This window comes from Mogibacterium timidum ATCC 33093 (genome assembly GCF_000525775.1).
Taxonomy (GTDB): Bacteria; Bacillota; Clostridia; order Peptostreptococcales; family Anaerovoracaceae; genus Mogibacterium; species Mogibacterium timidum.
Genome location: NZ_JALU01000015.1, coordinates 43,378 through 62,798, shown reverse-complemented (window position 1 = coordinate 62,798; position 19,421 = coordinate 43,378). Strand labels below are relative to the sequence as shown.

Sequence of the window (19,421 nt, the reverse complement as noted above, 5' to 3'; positions counted from 1 at the left end):
CTATTCCTCCCAGATGGAATTGGATAATTCCGCAAATTCTTCCATCGTAAGCGTTTCAGCCCTTCTCGATGGATCTATATTAACCCTTCCGAGTGCCATCCTGATATCCTCCCTGCTGACATCATCGATTGCCTGCAGCGAGTTGAGCAAGGTCTTGCGTCTCATTGAAAACCCCGCCTTGATGCAACGGAAAAATCTATCTTCGTCTGCCACGTCAACGGCCGGCTCTCCTCTCATATCGAGTCGCAGGACGAGCGAGTCCACTTTAGGCACCGGATAAAATGCTTCGCGTGAAACATCGCATATCTTATCCACTGTGCACCTGTAATGAACGGCATATGTAATCGCTCCCGCGAGCTTGGTTCCGGGCTCGGCCAGCAGTCTGTCCCCGACCTCCTTCTGCATCATCACCGTGAGACTTTCAAATTCCGCCTTTGATTCTATCAGCTTGATTATAATCGGCGTAGTTATGTAATACGGTAGATTTCCGACTACTCGGGTCCTCGTCAAATCATGCTTCCGCATAGCGTCATTCACAATAGATTCGATATCCGCTTTGAGGATATCTCCGTGAATGACTTCAAAATTATCATGCAGCGCAAACTTCGTCCGCAGTATTGGAATCAATCTGTCGTCAAGCTCTATTGCAATCACATAGCCGGCAACCTCAACCAGTTCGCTTGTCAACGCCCCTTCCCCCGGTCCGACTTCTATAACCAAAGTCTGTTCATCTATCAGGCTGCCTGCTACTATATCGTCTATTACATTTTGGTCATTTAGGAAGTTCTGACCGAGGCTCTTCGCATGTTTAAAGCCGTGCGGTACTCGGCCGGCTGAGCTTGTACCTGATGCAGATCTCGAGCTGCTGCTGTGGCTGCCGCCTGTCGTGCACCTTCCCCTGTTCTTGGATTTATTTGCCACTTTTTATACCGTTTTCTGTTGTGATATGTACTAATATGTATTAATGCTCTCGTTGATTTTATGTGCTTCTGTGCACGCTTATGAACAATTATCAGCTATGAATCCGAATTTTACAGATGCGTAACGACCTGCTCAAGGTCGGCCCTAGAGATTCCAAACCCATTCAGCTTGCGCAGAAAAGCCTTACCGTTTCCGCAGCCTATACCGAGCTCCGCACCCACACTCTCACGAAGTGTCGAGGATCCCACATATCCAACCAGCTTGAGCTCTGTCAAATCTGCCATGGTTATAGCCGCCCTCCCGGAACTCTCGCTTATACCGTGTACCTTGCTCAAAGCCATGCGTATCGCTTCCGGCGCTGCATTTTCAACGCCAATATCGCCGGCCCTAATTGCCTCGGAACGTGGCATATACGCGTGCAGAGCATTGGGGAACTTTGCGGTCAGCCTGCGCCTGATTTCCTCACCTGAATAGTCCGGATCAGTCATAATGATTATCCCCAGCTCATCATATGCTTTCTCTATGAGAGCCCATGTATCTCCGGTTATGCCAAATCCATGTGTCGCAATTATGAGAGCATCACATGCCTTTGATACGGCATCGACATCATCACGCCCCTCTACCACTATCGCCTCTCGTATATGCAGCTTATCCACCGCTTTATTTGCCTCCGCTTTCACCATTGCTCTTGTCCTTATCATTTGGGAATACAAACAAAATTTCATCCGGATTCACGAGCCGCAGCTGTTTCCGTGCCTGCTCTTCTATATACTCCTTGCTGTTGACGTTCTTAAGCTCTATCTGAAGCTCCTTCTTGGTCTCCTTTAGCTCTCTGTTCTTGAGCGTCAGTCTTCTGTTCTCTAACTCCAGCTTTATGATGTTGCGGACAGATGCCGCGAGCAACAGCAACACCACAGCCGAGATAATCAGATTACGTCTGTTTTTAGGCTTGGAAAGCATCGCAGACAATCTGCGCTTCTTATTCTTCTTATTCTTTTTAGAGCCGGCCCTTGAGCCAGCCTCCTGAGCAGCGCCGGCCACCCCGTCGGATGACCTCACTTCTCTTCTGTTACTCCTGCTCATTTCTTAGAACCTGCCGTCCTTATCTCTCTAGAATATGTAGTTCCACGGATCTACTGCTTGTCCTCCAACATGAATCTCGAAATGCAAGTGAGCTCCCGTACTGCGACCCGTATTACCTACAGCTGCAATTACCTGACCCTTGTATACCTTCTCCCCAACGCTTACGTTGAGCTTACTGCAGTGTCCGTACAGTGTCTCCTGACCGTTGTCATGCTTGATTACCACGCAGTTTCCATATCCGCCGCTTACACCCGACTTAATTACAGTTCCACCGTCAGCAGCGTAGATCGGAGTTCCTGTTGGACAGGAGAAGTCGAGTCCTTCGTGCTTCCTTCCCCATCTCGTTCCAAAGCGCCCGTTGCTGTTGATAACATATGCACTCTTGATTGGAACTGCATATGAACCGCTCGATGCAGTCTTAGGCTTGTCGTTAGTTCCCACCTTGACTATCCTCTTGACAGGCTCAGCTACGACTTCCTTTGTCTTGATACTTCTCTTAACCGTCTTGTCATTTATCTTGGTGATGGTTCCGCTGATGATCTGCCTGCCGTCGACACCCTCCTGTGCGACGAGAGACTCACCCTTATACAGATCGGTAGTTTCCTGATTCTCCGTTTCAAACGGAATAGTTTCGGACATTTTACCTGTCTCTACAATCTTAACCTCCAGCGGATTGACCTTCTTCTTCATGTTTACAAGGTCTCCGGATTTGAGCTTATCTACTGCCTGCGTCGCTGTCTTACCGCTCATGTCCTTGACGTTTACATCATACGCTTTGGCAACGTTGCCAATTGTCTCGTCCGACTTGATGATGTGGCTCAGCTTGATATCTCCGCCGTCGAGCAGTTGCTCCTTTGCCTGCTTCTTGCTCTGCACGCTTGTGAGCATGACATCGAGCTGCTTGACCTCAACCGGCTTTGCGAATTTGAGCTGCTCTATCCTCATACCCTTATCAGGTTGCTTGTAATGAGCCAGAACCTCGTCAACAAGCGAATTCGCCGTACCCTTGGTCTCTACGACCGTTAGCAGCTTGTCATCCTGATAGATGCCATACGCCGACACCTCGATGTCTGTCATATATGTCAGCTTGTTTATAACCGTATCCGGATCGTCGACATCCTTCTCTGCTGCCGAGACTCTTCTAAATGTCACGTTATTATCCGCCACAAACTTGATGCGTGCGCCTCCATTGCTCGACGACATGTGGTCACCCGCAACGTCGAGGAGGCTGACAACCGACTCCTCCGATTTGACATATCCGAGAACACGCCCATTGTACGCATATTCATATATCGTATAGTGCTCCATGGTAAGCAATACACCACACACCAGGATTATAAGCGTAAACAGCCCGCTGACTATCTTGCCGCCGCTACCCTTGTATCTGACACGCATATCGTGATACTCAGTCGCCAAGCTGTATCCGCAGCCAATAAAGAACTTATCCGATGCATCCTGTACCCTGTCGTGCAGATTGATTGGCGCGGCTGCGGCAGTCGCAATACCGCGGCACAGCTTGTTCCAGGCCGAAGGCCCCTTTGCGGCCTTAGCTGCTTTCTTGGCTGCTCTAGCCTCGCGCTTCTTCCTGTCCAGCGCTTCGGCCTTGTACTGCCTGGCCAGCTTCTTGGCTTTTCTCTTTGCTTTCTTGGCTGCTTTTGCTGCTTCCTTCTTCGCTTTCTTTTTAGCAGCCTTTGCTTTCGCCTTAGAGGGAGCTTTCGTCTTTGCCGCTTGCTCAACTCCCTGCATGTTATCTATATTTGCAACTTTTCCCTTGTTATCTGGTTTTACTTTTCTTTTATTTGCCTGCTTTTGTTCCATCTATAAGCCTCATCTGCTCTCTCCTGTACACAAGAGCAGCGCCTTCCATCGTCCGTAATTCCGTGGTCCTTACATATCGGACACTTATATTTAACCTCTAAATAATCCTCCGGATACCCGTTAACCGCAAGGAATTCCTTCTTCTGTTCGATTAGCTCCTTCTGCTTTTGAAGCAGTTCGCTTCTCTTATCCCTGCCCATGCTGCCGAGTCTCGTCAACAGCGTCTTCTTGATCTCCGACTCTATGCTTGCAAACTTCCGCATTATCGGCATCTCGGTCTCGAGTCTTTGTTGCTTTTCCTTTTGTTCTCTTACTGCTTTGTCTCGCAGATAAGTATAATACTCTTCAAGCACTCGTTTGCTGATATTGACACCGCCGGATGTCTGTCGGCCTTGACTGCCGACAGCTCCACCCTTCTGCATTCCCGCATTTCCGAGCTTACTTTCTTGCGAACCATTCCGTGCGTTCGACTTGTAGCGCGGTTCGATGCCGCCGGCTTCACGATATTTATTTTCAAGAACTGCATCGACATACCTCAGCGACGGCTCGCGCTTACCTGCCGTCAGCTTGACAGCTTCGAGCACCTCATCCAATCCGAAGCTCAGCTCGTCAAACCAGCGATCCATCAGCTCGCAGTCGCCGGATGTCCACTGACGATTGAATCCTATCTCCTTGAAAATCCTCCCGTACATGAACCGCCGCTTAGCATCCTTCTCGAGCAAGGCCTTTGCGTCAGCCTCCGTATTGCAGCCTTCATTGTGCCAGTTGATAGCCACCTTGTTGATATAACGGATATCCGTGTGTCCGTTGTCACTGCTGTACTTAATCGCATAGGCGTACACCTCCGGCGCGACCCCAAGCATCCCGACAGTGTCCGCAATCTTGCGAGCTTCATTGGAAGGAATGCTCCGGCCGCTTGCGCTCTCGTATACATCGTATAGGTGCTTGAGATCGAGATCGACCACTCTCAAGTCCTGCTCTTCGGAGCTGTCGTCCCCGCAAGCCTTCTTGTGACCATAGAACCTTGAGATTTGGCTGAGGAAAACTACCCTGTAAGAGTCGTCATCCGGCATATACTCTCGTCTGATGACCCCGACGCTCTCCCAGTAGTCCCACGCTGCGTCGATCTCGTCAGGAGTAATGCCGAGAACATTTGCGGTCTTCCCTCTGTCCTCTACTATTCCGTATTTCGCTCGCATCAAGCCGAGCAAATACACCTTCACATAGTCGCCGTTGGCGCTGGTAAAGAACTCGTTAATCATGAGATTCTCTATCTCCGTGCTGTACAGGTAGACATCTTTATTATGTTCTTTAACAAACTCCGTGTCGTTCATGATACTCCTTGAATATGTTGTTTGTGGTAAATTTATACGGTGTGTTCGAGGTTTCCGAACTTCGTATACCTTGCGATCCATGCCAGCCTGACCGATCCTGTCGGACCGCTTCGGTGCTTGGCGATGATAACCTCGCAATTATTTCCTGACAATGTATCAGCCTCTTCATCATCGTTTTGATAATAGTCATCCCTCTTCAGGAACACTACGATATCTGCGTCCTGCTCGATGGATCCGGATTCTCTGAGGTCGGACAGCATCGGACGGTGATCCTTGCGCTGTTCAGATGCGCGAGACAGCTGCGACAGCAGGATTACACAGACATCAAGCTCCTTGGCGAGAATTTTTATACTTCTGGTAATCGCACTGATCTCGTTAGTTCTGTTGTCGCCGCTGTAGCCGAGGGACATCAGCTGCAGATAGTCGATGATGACCAGGTCCAAACCGCTTTTCTCTTTGAGCCTGCGGCACTTGTTCTTCATCTCCAGAATCGAGATTTGCGCAGTATCATCGATATTGAGATTGACATCTTCAAATTTTTCCTGTGCCTCGTCGATGCTATACCATTCGTCGTCTTCAATCGTTCCGTTCTTGATATGCTCCATATCTACCCTAGCCGACATAGCGAGCATCCTCTGTCCGAGCTGCTCCTTAGACATCTCCATGCTGAATACGAGAACCGAGTGCCCTGCCATCGCTGCATTCTCGGCAACGTTGAGCGCAAAGGCGGTTTTCCCCATCCCCGGCCTGGCAGCAAGCACAACAAGGTCGGTCTTCTTGAGGCCGCCCAGCATTTTGTCTATATCTCTAAATCCGGTGGTTATTCCCGGCAGCTGCCCATCGTTCTGGACCAGCTCGTTAATCTCGATTATGTTCTTCTGTAGTATTTCCTGAATAGGCGAGTAGTTCTTGCGTTGCGAAGCTTGCGCAATAGAGAAAATCTCCTTCTCAGCTTCGTCCAGAATCTGCTCTGTATCCATGCTGCCGTCGTACGCGTTCTTACGCATGGTATCGGCCGACTTGATGAGCTTTCTCAACTTCGACTTGTCGATAACCGTGACTGCGTAAAATTTTGCATTTGAAGGATTGATCGCATCGCCGGACAGCCTGCTCAGGTAGGTGATACCGCCGACCAGCTCGAGCTGGTGCACCTTGTTGAGCTCTGACCTCGTCGTCATCAGGTCGATTGTGATGCTCTTGCGGAACATACTCATGAACATCTTGTATATCTCCTGATGCTCCTTGAGATAAAAGTCTTCCGGCTTGAGTATGTCAACGACATCCTGCACCGCGTCCTCGCTGAGCATCATCGATCCGAGAACCGCCTTCTCCGCTTCTATGTCTTTCGGAGGCTCTAAGGCCTCCGACGTCTGACTGTTTATATCATTTGGCATATTCTATTCCTCGGTAACTGCTACCTTGATATCCGCCGAAATCTCTGTATAGAGCTTGACCTCCACCTCGTGTTCGCCAATCTCCTTGATTGGCTTCTTAAGCACGATTTTCTTTTTGTCTATATCCAGCCTGGTCTGCTCCTTGATAGCATCTGCGATGTCCATCGAAGTTACAGATCCGAACAGCTTGCCGCCTTCTCCGACTCGTGTCTTAAGCCGGATAGTTTTGTCCTCCAGAACCTTCTTGACTTGATTGGCCTCCGCCTTGTCCAGAGCAATCTGCGCCTCGTGGTTAGCCTTCTCTCTCTTGATCCTGGCTAGGTTGGAAGGAGTAGCCTCAACTGCAAATCCTCCCGGAATCAAGCGGTTTCTGGCGTAGCCGTCACTAACCTTAACGACATCACCGGCTTTTCCGGCTCCCTTAACATCTTTCTTTAAAATAATCTGCATAACGCCCTCCTTTTCGCCCGTTAAATTCTTTTTTATTTTACTGATTTATGTGTATCCATCCGTTGATTGTTCTTGTTATTCTTGTAAATTCTTTTTTAGATTAACGACACTTTTAAGACTGTTTAATCCTGTGCGGAACTTTCCGACTCGTCGCTATCTGCGCCCAGGTACTCCGGGATCATCTCCTTGAGCTCGGCAATAACCTCCTCCGGAGACATGTCAACCTGTGCGCCGGCCGAATTTAGATGACCGCCGCCGTTAAATCTCTCCATTAGAACTTGGACATTAACTTCGCCCAGCGACCTGGCGCTCACCACGGTCTTGCCCTTGTCATTTCTGCCTGCTGCAAATGATGCCTTCACACCCTTGACCATCAGCAGCTCGTCAGCGACCTGCGCATTGATAATCTGCGCATCTGTCGAATAGCCTTGTGATATAGACAACGCAGCGCCTTCGTCCATATACTCAGCGCCGGCAACAGCTTCCGCCCTCATCTGGAAGGCTGTAACTTCAGATTGGAAGAAACGCTTAACCTCTGTCGTATCAGCGCCTACACGCCTCAGCCACGCAGAAGCCTCAAAAGTCCTCACGCCTGTTTTGATTGAATATCTGTTGGTATCTACCGTGATTCCGGCCAGCAGCGCCTCCGCCTCAAACTTATTGACAATCTTCTTGTTGGATGTGTACTGGATAATCTCAGTCATCAGCTCGCTCGCAGATGAAGCATATGACTCCACATATGACAGCGTCAGATTCTCAATCGAGTCGTCGGACAGCCTGTGGTGATCGATAACCACGATTTTATCAGCCATATCGAGAAGCTCCGGGCATTCAACCATCCCCGGCCTATGTGTATCAACGACGATAACGAGAGTCTTATTATCGCACATCCCGATGGCCTTCTCGCGGTCAACGATCTCGTAATTTTCAGTCGCCTTGGCCTGCTTGTAAATTGCCTGCAGCGCCTCGTTGTACTCCTCGATTACGATAGCAGCGTCCTTTTCCAAGAACTTTGCGATCTTGTATGCACCTATCGCAGAGCCGAAGCAGTCCATATCCGGCCAGCGATGACCCATGACGATTACATTAGAGCTCTCACGCACCAGCTGCTTAAGCGCATGTGCTATAATTCTCGACTTGCCCTTGTTGTTCTTCTCCATCGACTGCAGCTTGCCGCCGTAGTAGTGTGTCCTGTCACCGTTCTTGACCACCGCCTGATCTCCGCCGCGACCCATAGCGAGGTCGAGCGCAGCTTCAGCAAGCTCCGTTGTCTCCTGCAGACTCTTAACTCCCATACCCATACCGATACTCAGGCTGACAGGAAAATCGTCCTTAGTCTGGATTGCTCTTATGTCGTCCAAGATCGAAAATCTGCTCTCGATAATGTTATCCGCATCTCTTCTGTATAGAGTTGCCAGATACGAATCCTCGCTGATGCTCTCGATTGCAGCATTATTTGACTCCGCCCACTTGTTGAGCAGCTTATCAACCTCGGCCGGAACGGTCATCTTGCTATCTGACGGAGAGTTTGAAATCAGCTCATCGTAGTTATCAATGCTTACGTACATCTGACAGATGTGTTCTTCGTGGTAATTCGATCGCAAAGACTCGCGCTCTGTAACATTGGCGAAATACACGGTTATGATTCCGTCATCTCTCTCCTTACGTCCGGCGCTGAGCACAAACACCTGTTCGTTTCTTTTAATTCTTACCTCTTCGCCGCTTTCTTTTGCTGCCTCGAGCTCCTCGAGCTTAGTTCTGGTTAGCGCAAAGAAATTTCCGTCAATGATGTCGTCATACGCAAAAACATTCTTAATCAGAGCGTTTGCATATACGACTGTTCCTTCTCTATTAACCATACACGCCGGTACCGGCAGGCTCTCCAAAAATTCCGAGCCGGGTATACTTCCTGCGTTGTTGTTCATAAATTCAATACTCCTAACTTCGGCTATTCGATACCCCTTAGCATATCAATCAGCCTATTTAGTTCGTCCAGACTGTAATATTCAATCTCTATCTTTCCAGTTGACGCCTTTCCGTTTATGTTGACTTTAGTTCCAAACAGCTTTCGTAATTCATCCTCTACTGCGACAATTTCTGAGTTCATAGGTGTGCGTCTTTTCTTGCGCTCAGGTCTCGCATCGTCCTTGACCTTTTCCGCCAGTCGCTCAGTAGCTCTTACAGAAAGACCGCTTCTGACAATTTTGTCGCACACCTCCAGCTGCTTCTTCTCATCCTTAATTGTGATAATTGTCCTTCCGTGTGCTGCAGAAATTTTGCCACTCACAATCATGTCCTGAATTTTTTCGGGTAGCTTCAGCAATCTTAATGAATTTGCGATATATGCTCTGCTCTTACCAAGCGCATTTGACACCTGCTCTTGAGTGAATTCAAACCTCTTAATCATCTCATTGAGACCCTGTGCCTCTTCGATAGCATCGAGGTTCTCTCTCTGCATATTCTCGATGATTGCAACTATCATGTTCTGCTTTTCATCAAAGTTCCTGATTATGCAAGGCACCTTCTTGAGTTCAGCAATCCTTGCAGCTCTCCAGCGTCTCTCCCCGGCCACAAGCTCATATCCGTTTACTGTCGCTCTTACGATCAAAGGCTGGATCACGCCGTTTTCCTTTATGGAATTGGCAAGCTCCTTTAGCCTGTCTTCGTTGAAGGTCTTTCTTGGCTGATCTTTATTAGGCTTGATATCGTTTATATCCAAATACAGAACACGATCTTCGTAGTCGTCAGACTTAAGGTCTTCGAGGTTAATAATATTTCCATTTATATCAGTTGCTTTGGATTTGATGCCGGCTCTAGCCCTATCACTACCCTTCAGGTCATTCCCCCCGTAGGATGCGGGCGTTTTGTTTTTATTTTTCTCAGAGACTTTATCTGAAATATTACTTACTGCGGCCTCGCTTACAGCAATCTTGCCGGCTTCATGTCCGAGTCTCGATCTTCCTCTGTCTCCCGTAACATCATCTATCGCTTCCATCAGCTTGATGTCATCGATGTCTGCTCCCTCTTCTTCAAGGTCTTCTTCGAAAAGAGGAGCTGCATCTGCGAAGAGTGCGTCGAGGCCTCTTCCTAGACCACCTTTTCTTTTAGCCATTTTCCTGCTGTCTCCTCTTTTCTCTTTCCAGGAACTCCTGTGCAAACTTGTTGTATGCTTTTGCCCCCGCCGATGACGGATCATACTTTACAATAGGCATGCCATAGCTTGGAGCTTCAGCAAGTCTGACATTTCTGGGTATTACGGTTGAGAATACATACTTGCCGAAATATTTCTTAACCTCCTGTACTACTTGAATTGCCAGGTTGGTTCTTCCATCGAACATGCTGAGAATCACACCCTCTATCTGAAGCTCCGGATTCATATTCTTCTTAACCAGCTCGACAGTACTCATCAGCTGACTTACTCCTTCCAGAGCATAGAACTCGCACTGAATCGGAATGAGTACGCTGTCCACAGCTGTCAGCGAGTTGATTGTAAGCAGCCCGAGCGAGGGTGGACAATCTATGAATATATAGTCGTATTCGCTTCTTACCTGTTCTATTGCCTTCTTAAGCCGTCTCTCTCGTCCTTCAATATTGACTAGCTCTATTTCAGCGCCTGCCAGATCGACGCTTGCCGGAATGATGTCGAGATTTGCTGTCTTGGTCTGGAGGATAGCCTTGTGGACATCATAGTCCTTGTTAACCAACACGTCATATAAAGTGCTTGTCAGCTTTCTCTTCTTTATCCCTATTCCGCTGGTCGTATTTCCCTGCGGATCTATATCAATGACTAGAACCTTCTTGCCTTGGACAGCGAGGCAGGCACTCAGGTTTATATTGGTCGTTGTTTTACCAACTCCGCCCTTTTGATTAAATATTGCTATTGCCTTTCCCATATAGGTCTCCTTTTTGAGAATTTACTGCCTCTATTATATAATATTGCGGTATTTCTATCTAGGCTTCTGTTCTATTTACTTCGTAGATTTGATGAGTTTTTAGTGAATTTGTTGAATGATGTTTCACGTGAAACAATATGTAGTGTTTGCTAAAAATGTTTCACGTGAAACAAATACGAAGTCAAACGGGTTCTCAATAGCAACCACAATCAGCCCAACTGCACACCTCTCTATTTCTAACGAATAGGAGATTTTTTAGCCGCACCCGCTTTCCTGGGAAAATGTTTAGGTGTATGAGCAACCTTTTTCACAAGCAACAGGCAATGTCCGGATATATATGCGTTCTTTAAAGAAGGCTTCTCTATCCTATCGAGCTTACCACCTAATATAGAAATTGCCCTTTTAGCCACATCAAACTCGTCCTCTGCACCGTCACCTTTATAAGAGATAAAGTATCCACCCTTCCTGACAAGAGGCAGACACAATTCCGACAATACATCCAGAGATGCGACAGCTCTGGACACGCAGATATCCGCCTTCTCTCTGTATGCAGGATTCTGACCCATGTCCTCCGCCCTGATGTGCAAAAGTTCAATATTATCTATGTAAAGCTCTGCAGCGAATTGCTCTATTATCTTGAGTCTCTTATTTAGAGAATCAGCAAGAACAAACGTCTTATCCGGATTGGTAATTGCAAGCGGAATCCCGGGAAAGCCTCCTCCGGTTCCCATATCTACAACAACCTCAGCAGCCTTGAATTCATCGCAATCATTACAGGTGAGCGAATCCAAGATATGCTTTTCAAGGAATTCGTCCTCCTCTCTGACCGCAGTCAAATTTATATGCTCATTTGCTGCTAAGATTTTGCCCATATAGGCAAACATCTTAGCAGTCATCTCCTCGCCGTATTTCTGCTTCAATTCGGAGATTATAACATCCTTCATACTATGAATCCTTGCGCCTTTCGTTGCTTCGCCTTTTCTTTTCCAGATATATGAGGAGCACATTAATATCTGCCGGGGATACACCGCTGATCCTACTTGCTTGTCCTATGTTGATAGGTCTGATATCTGTCAGCTTCTGTCTCGCTTCAAGTCTAAGTCCATTGATTTCGTTGTAATTAATATCTTCTGCAAGCCTTCTGCTCTCCAGCTTTTTCATCTTCTCAACCTGAGCAAGCTGCTTATCTATGTATCCCGCATACTTAATTCTGACCTCAACCTCATAGCGCTCTGCTCTATTCAATTCAGGTCTGGTATCATCATCTATAGCTTCCAGAGCAGCATAGGATATCTCCGGGCGCCTAAGCAGATCATAGAACGTAATATTATTATTTGTCACCTCATTGCTGCCTTCAGATGCTAGAAATTCATTAAGCTTACTAAATTCAGTATACTTATCCTTCAGCCTAACAATCTCTTCATCAACGTTTTTTTTCTTGGCTAAATATCTCGAATATCTCTCATCAGTTACAAGTCCATACTCGAATCCCACCTCTGTCAAACGGCGATCCGCATTGTCCTGTCTCAAAATAAGCCTAAATTCCGCTCGGGACGTCATCATTCTATAAGGTTCCATAGTACCTTTAGTCACCAAATCGTCGATCAGAACGCCAATATAAGCCTCGTTTCTTCCAAGAATCATCGGATTCTTCTGCTGAAGCTTACGAGCAGCGTTCATTCCAGCTACAAGCCCCTGTGCAGCAGCCTCCTCGTAACCGGAGCTTCCGTTAAACTGACCTGCACAAAACATGCCCTCGATCAGCTTGCTCTCAAGGCTTGGCTTTAATGTGGTAGGATCTACGCAATCATACTCGATCGCATATGCAGGTCTAACGATTTCGGCGTGTTCAAGTCCGGGAATTGTATGATAGAAAGCCTCCTGTATATTCTCCGGCAAGCTTGATGACATGCCCTGAATGTACATCTCTTCAGTATCAAGCCCCTCCGGTTCGACGAACAGCTGGTGTCTCTCCCTATCCTTAAATCTGGATACCTTATCCTCAATCGAAGGGCAGTATCTAGGCCCGACACCTACGATATTACCGGAGTACATCGCCGAACGCCCTATATTTTCAAGAATTATCCTGTGAGTCTCCGCATTTGTATAAGAGAGCCAGCACTCTATCCGGTTGGAACCGATCTCCCTTCCCTCATTCATAAACGAGAAAGGAATTATCTCCGCATCGCCTTCCTGGCGCTTCATCCTGTCATAATCGAGAGTCGAAGCGAGCATGCGAGCCGGCGTTCCCGTCTTGAATCTGCGCATAGGAAGTCCGTATTCGCGCAGTTTACCCGCAAGCACAGTAGAAGGCGCAAGTCCGCCGGGACCACTGCTGTAAGCGCTATCACCGATAAACACCTTACCGCCGAGGAAGGTTCCCGTGCACATCACGACAGCCTTGCCCATGTATATTGCATTTGTCCGTGTTACGATTCCATGAATCGCCCCGTCTTCAAGGATCAGATCAACGACCTCCGCCTGTTTTAGCTTAAGGCGTGGTTGCTTTTCAATGGTTTTCTTCATCTCAAGATGATATTTGGTCTTATCCGCCTGCGCGCGCAGTGAATGAACAGCAGGCCCCTTGGAAGTGTTGAGCATCTTGCTCTGAATAAATGTCTTATCTATATTCAGTCCCATCTCGCCGCCGAGAGCATCTATCTCGCATACGAGATGTCCCTTGCCGGTGCCACCAATCGAAGGATTACAAGGCATCATAGCCACAGACTCGAGGTTCATCGCGAGCAGCAGCGTCTCGCAGCCCATCCTTGCAGCAGCTAACCCCGCCTCACATCCTGCATGACCGGCACCTACAACGATTACATCGTATTCTCCCATCACACTGTGTTTATTTGAATTTTTCGCGTCCTTCAAATTCATATCATTTACCCAGGCAGAACTTCGAGAACACCGTATCCAGTATCTCCTCGCTCGCCGTTTCACCTATAATTTCGCCCAGTATCTGAAAACTGTCATGCACCTCAATCTCAGCAACTTCAAGAGGTTCCCTCATCTCCAAAAGCTCGATTCCATGTACGAGAGCTGCCTTTGCCCTCACCAGCGCATCCTTATGCCTCTCATTGGTGACAATATTTCCTCCGTCACTCTTTATAAATCCTCTTGCCAAATTCCTCTCGATCGCATCACGCACTTTTCCGATACCCTTGACAGTCTTCACGGAAGTATAAACTATATCACCAGTATCGCAGCCAATAATGCTTTTCAGCTTATCAATATCGGACTGAGCCGCAGTCATCCCCAGATCTTCCTTGTTAATAACCAGCATCACTTTCTTATTCGCTACGTGCTCAGCTATCTCGAAATCCTCAGCAGCCAACTCTGTGCTGCCATCTGCTACCATCACGACCAGATCCGCTTCTTCTATTTCATTCTTGGAGCGCTCGATACCAATCTGCTCTATCACATCATCAGTATCTCTGATACCGGCAGTATCGACCACAACAATAGGATATCCGCCAATCGAAGAACTCTCCTCAATGGTATCTCTGGTAGTTCCGGGTATATCGGTAACGATAGCCCTGTTTTCGCCGAGAAGCCCATTCAGGAGGGATGATTTGCCGACATTTGTACGCCCCACGAGGGCAATCTTGATACCTTCTCTGGCAATCTTGCCAAATTCAGAGGATTTAATCAGTGATTGCAAGCGGTCATTCTGTCTCTTAAGCTCTGTGATGAACTCATCGCAGCTAACCTGCTCTATATCCTCATCGGGAAAATCAATATTGACAGCCATCTGAGCGAGGACGTCCTTGATGTTATTTCTAATCGCAACTATCTCCTGTCCAAGACTCCCGTTAAGCTGATCGGATGCTATGCTGAGAGGCTTCTCACTCCTTGCTTTTATAAGATCAATAACAGCTTCAGCCTGCGACAAATCGAGCTTGCCGTTAAGAAAGGCAAGCTTGGTAAATTCACCGGGATCTGCAATTCTTGCACCGGCTGAGATAGCACTCATAACTATGAGCCTCAACGATACATTGCTGCCGTGAGCCTGAAATTCTACAACATCCTCGCCGGTAAATGTATGAGGTGCGCGCATGTAAATGCATATCATCTCGTCGATGACATTTCCCGAAGCATCCAAAGCGTGACCATAGTAAACGTGACGAGGTTCAACCTTATCCGGACATTCCTTGAACACACCTTTCATAATATTGAGTGAACCCGGTCCGCTGACGCGAACTATACCTACTCCGCCCTCACCCAAAGGTGTTGCAATCGCAGCAAAAGTATCTGCCATAAATTCTCCTGCCTTACGAAAAGTTGACGAAAAGAGCCCATCATAGATGGGCTCTCCGCTCTTATTTCTTCTCGATTATAACTCTTCTATAAGGATCCTTCCCCTCACTCCTGGTTATTACACTGGGATGATTCTGAAGTGTCGAATGAATTACCTTGCGCTCGTAAGGGTTCATAGGCTCAAGAGTAATCTTTCTCTCGGAACGCTCCACCTTACCGGCAAGCCTATTTGCAAGAGCAACGAGAGTCTGCTCTCTCTTAGCTCTGTAATTCTCGGCATCCATTACCACTCTTGTGTATCCGCTGTTCTCCTTGTTGACAACGAGACTAGCCAGATACTGAACAGCATCGAGGGTCTGTCCTCTCTTACCTATGATAGTTCCGGTATCATTACCGGAAACATTTACATAGATTAAATCCTTGCCTTCCTTAACTTCGAAATCGAGGTCAATGCCCATCTCTTTGGTGATTTCTCGTAGGAATGCCTCAACCGGATGATCCTGTACCGAAGTGAGCTTGTCAACATCAAGAAGTAGAGTTGCTTCGTACTTTTTGTACTCTCTCTTGCTTCTCTCTCTGCTCCTCTTAGGCTTGGAGAATTTCTTATTCTCTCCCCGCCTTGCATGCTCGCTGGCACGAGCATCTTCAAGCTCTTCCTCTTCGTACTTGTCATACTCTTTCCTGATCTCATCAGGAACAACAACTGTGTTGTTCTCAGGTAGACCGGCGAGTATTCTATCTATATCATCGAAAGTTGCTTTTTCCTTATGTGCCTTATCAGCACCGTCATTCTTGGGAGTAACTCTCACTTTAGCAAGTTTCGATCCTATTCCGAGGAATCCTTTGCTCGACTCCTCGAGGATTTCAACGTTGACTTCATCTCTGGTGAGTTTGAGTTCCTGAAGCGCAAGCTCAACGGCTGTGTCGACATCAACTCCCCATTTCTCTGAAGCTCTCATCATTATCCTTTCATCCTTGCTCTCTTCATCTTCTCAAGCTGCTTCTCTGCGCGTTTTCTCTTTTCTTCAAGCTCCTGCTCTTCCTTAAGCTTAGCACGGTACTTGTTCATCCTGATATTCAAGAATATCTGAAGGAACTGGCCACCTGCCCAGTAAATAGCAAGTCCGGCCGGATAAGATCTGGCAAGCCAAAGGATACTGAGCGGGAAGAAATACTTCATAACTAAGTTCATGGACTTAGCCTGTCCACCCATCATATCGTTTTGACCTGTAAGCTGCTGAGTCATAGCAAACGAGAAATACGTCGCTATAGCCGCCGCAATCGGAAGAATCCACAGGTCCGGCTGTCCAAGATCCTTAATCCACAGAAATGACTGGTGAACCGCAAAAAGCATCTTATCATCAGCTATATATTTCATTGGATTTCTAAGAAGAGTGAAGAGTCCCATGATGATAGGAAACTGAATAAGCATCGGAAGGCAACCACCCATAGGGTTGAATTTCTCTTCCCTGTATAATTTAGTCATCTCTTCATTGAGCTTCTCTTTATCGTTCTTGTACTTCTCCTGTAAAGCCTTCATCTTAGGCTGCAGCGTAGACATCGAAGCTGTAGATTTAATCTGCTTGAAGTAGAGAGGATAGAGGATCAGCTTAACGAGTACCGTCAGTATTATCAGTGAAATACCATAGTTACCAACCAGATTGTATATAAAGGTCAGTAGGTAACCCAAAGGCACCGCAATAATTCCCATATTCCGTCCTTTCTTATCTTAGAGGATCATATCCACCTGGATTGCCCGGATGACATCTGAGTATTCTCTTTATTCCCAGGTAAGTACCCTTGAAAGGGCCGTACTTCTCCAGCGCCTGTATAAAATACGTGCTGCATGTAGGATAAAACCTGCATGTAGGCGGGAATAAAGGTGAGACAAACTTCTGATATCCTCTTATGATAATTATCAATATTCGTTTAATAATTTCTTTGAAAAGCTTTATCATTTTTAAAGCCCTTTGCTGTCTAGAAGATTTGCCGCACGTAGAACCCCGTACATTGACCTTCTAACTTCATCACACTTGTGACCATTGATAGAATTTCTAGCTATAAAAACAACATCATATCCGTTTCTTATTCGACGATTGAGCAGCCTATATGATTCCTTCATCAGCCTTCTTGATCTATTCCGTTTAACACTGTTGCCAACCTTCTTACTGGATACATATGCAATCCGCGAATACGGCAGATTGTTCTTCCTATAGATAACAACCATGAACCTCGAGACCTTAGATTCACCTTTATTATAGGCGAGCTTGAAATCTTGCTGTTTCCTCAGTGTTGACTTTCTGAGCATGATCACATCACTTTCTGTCAGCTGTTAAGCTGTGAGTTTCTTTCTTCCTCTTGCTCTTCTCCTCTTGAGAACCTTTCTGCCACTTGCAGTTGCCATTCTCTTTCTGAACCCGTGCTCCTTAAGTCTCTGCCTTTTCTTAGGCTGGTAAGTTCTTTTCATTGCCATTATCTCCTTCCATATCAATGTTTGATATAATCTAAATATAGTTGTGTCTTCTAAATTCCAAAGGCACATACATCAAGGTATTATACTTTTGAACCTCAATAAAGTCAATGAAAACGCCTTTTCTCAACTGCTCTTTCATTAAAAAAAATTTTATTTTTTTCTGAAATTTTACGACACACTATATTTTGTGGTCATTCCAACTTATTAACAAAGTTATCCACAACATGTGCATAACTTTATTTTTGAATCGTGCTAATACAGTCATTTTATAGACTTCAGCATTATTGCCGTTGTGGATTGATTTGTGTAAAATATGTTTATTCACCTAGGAGGCGGTACATTGGACACTAACAAGATATGGGAATCATTCATAGAGGAAATCAAGAAATCCACAAGCAGACTCAGCTTCGATATGTTCTTTTCAGATCTTTCTCTGTATAAACTGGATTTAGATAATAAGATCATATATATACAGCTTGAGGATATCAGCATCATCAAGTTTTTGAGAGAAAAATACATCATCAATATAGAAGATATATTCTTGAAGCTGCTCGGTGATGATTTTCAGGTTATTATAAAATCCAAGGAAGAGTATAAAAGCAACAAGATTGAGAAAAAGAGAAAGATAAAAAAAGCACCTTTTAAGGATAATTCAAAGCTTTTTAACCCTAGATATAACTTTGAAAACTTCGTAGTAGGTGGTAACAACAAATTCGCATACGCTGCTTCCCTTGCGGTTGCCGAATCTCCGGCAGAGGCGTATAACCCTCTGTTTCTCTACGGTGGATCAGGTCTAGGTAAGACCCACCTGATGCAGGCTATAGGAATTCACGTTATCAAGAACGATCCTTCTTCAAATGTCCTATACATATCGTCCGAGACCTTTACGAATGAACTGATAGAAGCTATCAATACTCAGAATACCAACCAGTTTAAGGAAAAGTATCGTAAGATTGATGTCCTGCTGATAGATGATATTCAGTTCCTGGAAGGCAAGGAAGCTACACAGGAGGAGTTTTTCCACACATTTAATACTCTGTATGAGAACAACAAGCAGATTGTAATATCCAGTGACAGGCCACCGAGCAACCTGCAGAAGCTCGATGAAAGGCTGACAACCAGATTCGGATTTGGAATAACTGCAGACGTTCAGCCAGCTGACTTTGAGACGAGAGTAGCAATACTCAAGAAGAAGATAGAGCTCGCTGACATAACCCTCGACAGAGATATTGAGGAGGTTTGCAACCTGATCGCAGAGAAGATAAAGTATAATATAAGGGAGCTTGAAGGAGCAATGAACCGTATGATCAGCTTCTCTGAGATTATGAACAACAAGATAGACCTTGATTTTGCCAAGATTGTCCTCAAGGACATCTACAGAGACACCGACAAGGCCATTGCTCCTGAGAGGATCAGGTCTACCGTCGCTTCTCACTATGATATCAAGGTTTCAGACATAGATTCTAAACGCAGAACTGCTGAAATTGCTCTGGCTAGGCAGGTAGCTATGTACATCTGTCGCGAGAGCACAGACCTGTCGTTCTCAAAGATTGGTGAGATATTTGGTGGCAGGGATCACTCGACGGTTATGAGCAACTGCACCAAAATTCAGAATCTATATCAGGAAGACGAGCTCATCAAACGCGATATAGATGATATTAATAAGAAGTTAAATAAGCATAATTTATAACGATTTATAATAATAAAAAGTCACTTTTTATTTATCCATATTTTATGAACCGTTTATCATCAGGGGTTATCAATATGATTTTTGATGGCAATGCGAGATAATATA

19 protein-coding genes are annotated in these 19,421 nt (G+C 46.2%); 1 reads left to right on the top strand and 18 read right to left on the bottom strand.

The window, feature by feature from the left end; translation table 11 throughout:
• From rsmA to rpmH, 18 genes are all read right to left on the bottom strand, one after another.
• Positions 1-921: a 16S rRNA (adenine(1518)-N(6)/adenine(1519)-N(6))-dimethyltransferase RsmA gene (gene rsmA / locus HMPREF0581_RS03540; RefSeq protein WP_036380498.1), complete on the bottom strand. Its 921-nt coding sequence runs from the start codon at positions 919-921 to the stop codon at positions 1-3.
• A 110-nt stretch (positions 922-1,031) separates the two neighbouring features.
• Complete coding sequence (gene rnmV, locus HMPREF0581_RS03535) at positions 1,032-1,604, bottom strand: ribonuclease M5 (RefSeq protein ID WP_009643489.1); 573 nt, start codon at positions 1,602-1,604, stop codon at positions 1,032-1,034.
• Positions 1,582-2,004: an FtsB family cell division protein gene (locus HMPREF0581_RS03530; RefSeq protein ID WP_036380496.1), complete on the bottom strand. Its 423-nt coding sequence runs from the start codon at positions 2,002-2,004 to the stop codon at positions 1,582-1,584. The genes rnmV and HMPREF0581_RS03530 overlap by 23 nt, the downstream gene beginning before the upstream one ends.
• A 27-nt stretch (positions 2,005-2,031) precedes the next feature.
• Positions 2,032-3,822 (bottom strand): M23 family metallopeptidase, encoded by a 1,791-nt coding sequence (locus HMPREF0581_RS08265; RefSeq protein WP_051426916.1) that lies wholly within the window; start codon positions 3,820-3,822, stop codon positions 2,032-2,034.
• Positions 3,789-5,156 carry a DnaD domain protein gene (locus tag HMPREF0581_RS03520; RefSeq protein WP_036380494.1) on the bottom strand — a complete coding sequence of 456 codons (1,368 nt, stop codon included), beginning with the start codon at positions 5,154-5,156 and terminating at the stop codon, positions 3,789-3,791. Before HMPREF0581_RS03520 ends, HMPREF0581_RS08265 begins: the two co-directional genes overlap by 34 nt.
• Positions 5,157-5,188: 32 nt before the next feature.
• A complete protein-coding gene (gene dnaB, locus HMPREF0581_RS03515) occupies positions 5,189-6,550 on the bottom strand; it encodes a replicative DNA helicase (protein ID WP_009643391.1) in 1,362 nt (453 codons plus the stop codon).
• A 3-nt stretch (positions 6,551-6,553) separates the two neighbouring features.
• Positions 6,554-7,000 carry a 50S ribosomal protein L9 gene (gene rplI / locus HMPREF0581_RS03510; protein WP_009643372.1) on the bottom strand — a complete coding sequence of 149 codons (447 nt, stop codon included), beginning with the start codon at positions 6,998-7,000 and terminating at the stop codon, positions 6,554-6,556.
• A 122-nt stretch (positions 7,001-7,122) separates the two neighbouring features.
• Positions 7,123-8,925, bottom strand: a complete 1,803-nt coding sequence (locus HMPREF0581_RS03505) for a DHH family phosphoesterase (RefSeq protein ID WP_036380492.1) — start codon at positions 8,923-8,925, stop codon at positions 7,123-7,125.
• A 23-nt stretch (positions 8,926-8,948) separates the two neighbouring features.
• A complete protein-coding gene (locus HMPREF0581_RS03500; protein WP_051426915.1) occupies positions 8,949-10,112 on the bottom strand; it encodes a ParB/RepB/Spo0J family partition protein in 1,164 nt (387 codons plus the stop codon).
• Positions 10,105-10,893: a ParA family protein gene (locus HMPREF0581_RS03495; RefSeq protein ID WP_036380490.1), complete on the bottom strand. Its 789-nt coding sequence runs from the start codon at positions 10,891-10,893 to the stop codon at positions 10,105-10,107. Before HMPREF0581_RS03495 ends, HMPREF0581_RS03500 begins: the two co-directional genes overlap by 8 nt.
• A gap of 236 nt (positions 10,894-11,129) precedes the next feature.
• The gene (gene rsmG / locus HMPREF0581_RS03490; RefSeq protein ID WP_036380488.1) at positions 11,130-11,837 is read right to left on the bottom strand and encodes a 16S rRNA (guanine(527)-N(7))-methyltransferase RsmG; all 708 of its coding nucleotides are present in this window, start codon (positions 11,835-11,837) and stop codon (positions 11,130-11,132) included.
• A gap of 1 nt (position 11,838) precedes the next feature.
• Positions 11,839-13,773: a tRNA uridine-5-carboxymethylaminomethyl(34) synthesis enzyme MnmG gene (mnmG, locus tag HMPREF0581_RS03485; protein WP_330371655.1), complete on the bottom strand. Its 1,935-nt coding sequence runs from the start codon at positions 13,771-13,773 to the stop codon at positions 11,839-11,841.
• 1 nt (position 13,774) lies between these two features.
• Positions 13,775-15,154 (bottom strand): tRNA uridine-5-carboxymethylaminomethyl(34) synthesis GTPase MnmE, encoded by a 1,380-nt coding sequence (gene mnmE / locus HMPREF0581_RS03480; RefSeq protein WP_036380486.1) that lies wholly within the window; start codon positions 15,152-15,154, stop codon positions 13,775-13,777.
• Positions 15,155-15,215: 61 nt separating this feature from the next.
• On the bottom strand, positions 15,216-16,115 hold the full coding sequence (gene jag, locus HMPREF0581_RS03475; protein ID WP_009643443.1) for an RNA-binding cell elongation regulator Jag/EloR: 900 nt from the start codon (positions 16,113-16,115) through the stop codon (positions 15,216-15,218).
• Positions 16,115-16,864, bottom strand: a complete 750-nt coding sequence (locus HMPREF0581_RS03470; protein ID WP_009643447.1) for a YidC/Oxa1 family membrane protein insertase — start codon at positions 16,862-16,864, stop codon at positions 16,115-16,117. The genes jag and HMPREF0581_RS03470 overlap by 1 nt, the downstream gene beginning before the upstream one ends.
• 13 nt (positions 16,865-16,877) lie before the next feature.
• On the bottom strand, positions 16,878-17,111 hold the full coding sequence (gene yidD / locus HMPREF0581_RS03465) for a membrane protein insertion efficiency factor YidD (RefSeq protein WP_009643418.1): 234 nt from the start codon (positions 17,109-17,111) through the stop codon (positions 16,878-16,880).
• Positions 17,112-17,113: 2 nt separating this feature from the next.
• Positions 17,114-17,461, bottom strand: coding sequence for a ribonuclease P protein component (gene rnpA, locus HMPREF0581_RS03460; RefSeq protein WP_009643515.1), 348 nt, complete (start codon positions 17,459-17,461; stop codon positions 17,114-17,116).
• 24 nt (positions 17,462-17,485) lie between these two features.
• Positions 17,486-17,620 (bottom strand): 50S ribosomal protein L34, encoded by a 135-nt coding sequence (rpmH, locus tag HMPREF0581_RS03455; RefSeq protein ID WP_009643474.1) that lies wholly within the window; start codon positions 17,618-17,620, stop codon positions 17,486-17,488.
• A gap of 346 nt (positions 17,621-17,966) precedes the next feature.
• On the opposite strand from rpmH, the gene dnaA reads away from it, so the two are divergent.
• Positions 17,967-19,316, top strand: a complete 1,350-nt coding sequence (gene dnaA, locus HMPREF0581_RS03450; protein ID WP_009643401.1) for a chromosomal replication initiator protein DnaA — start codon at positions 17,967-17,969, stop codon at positions 19,314-19,316.
• The last annotated feature ends 105 nt before the right edge of the window (positions 19,317-19,421 follow it).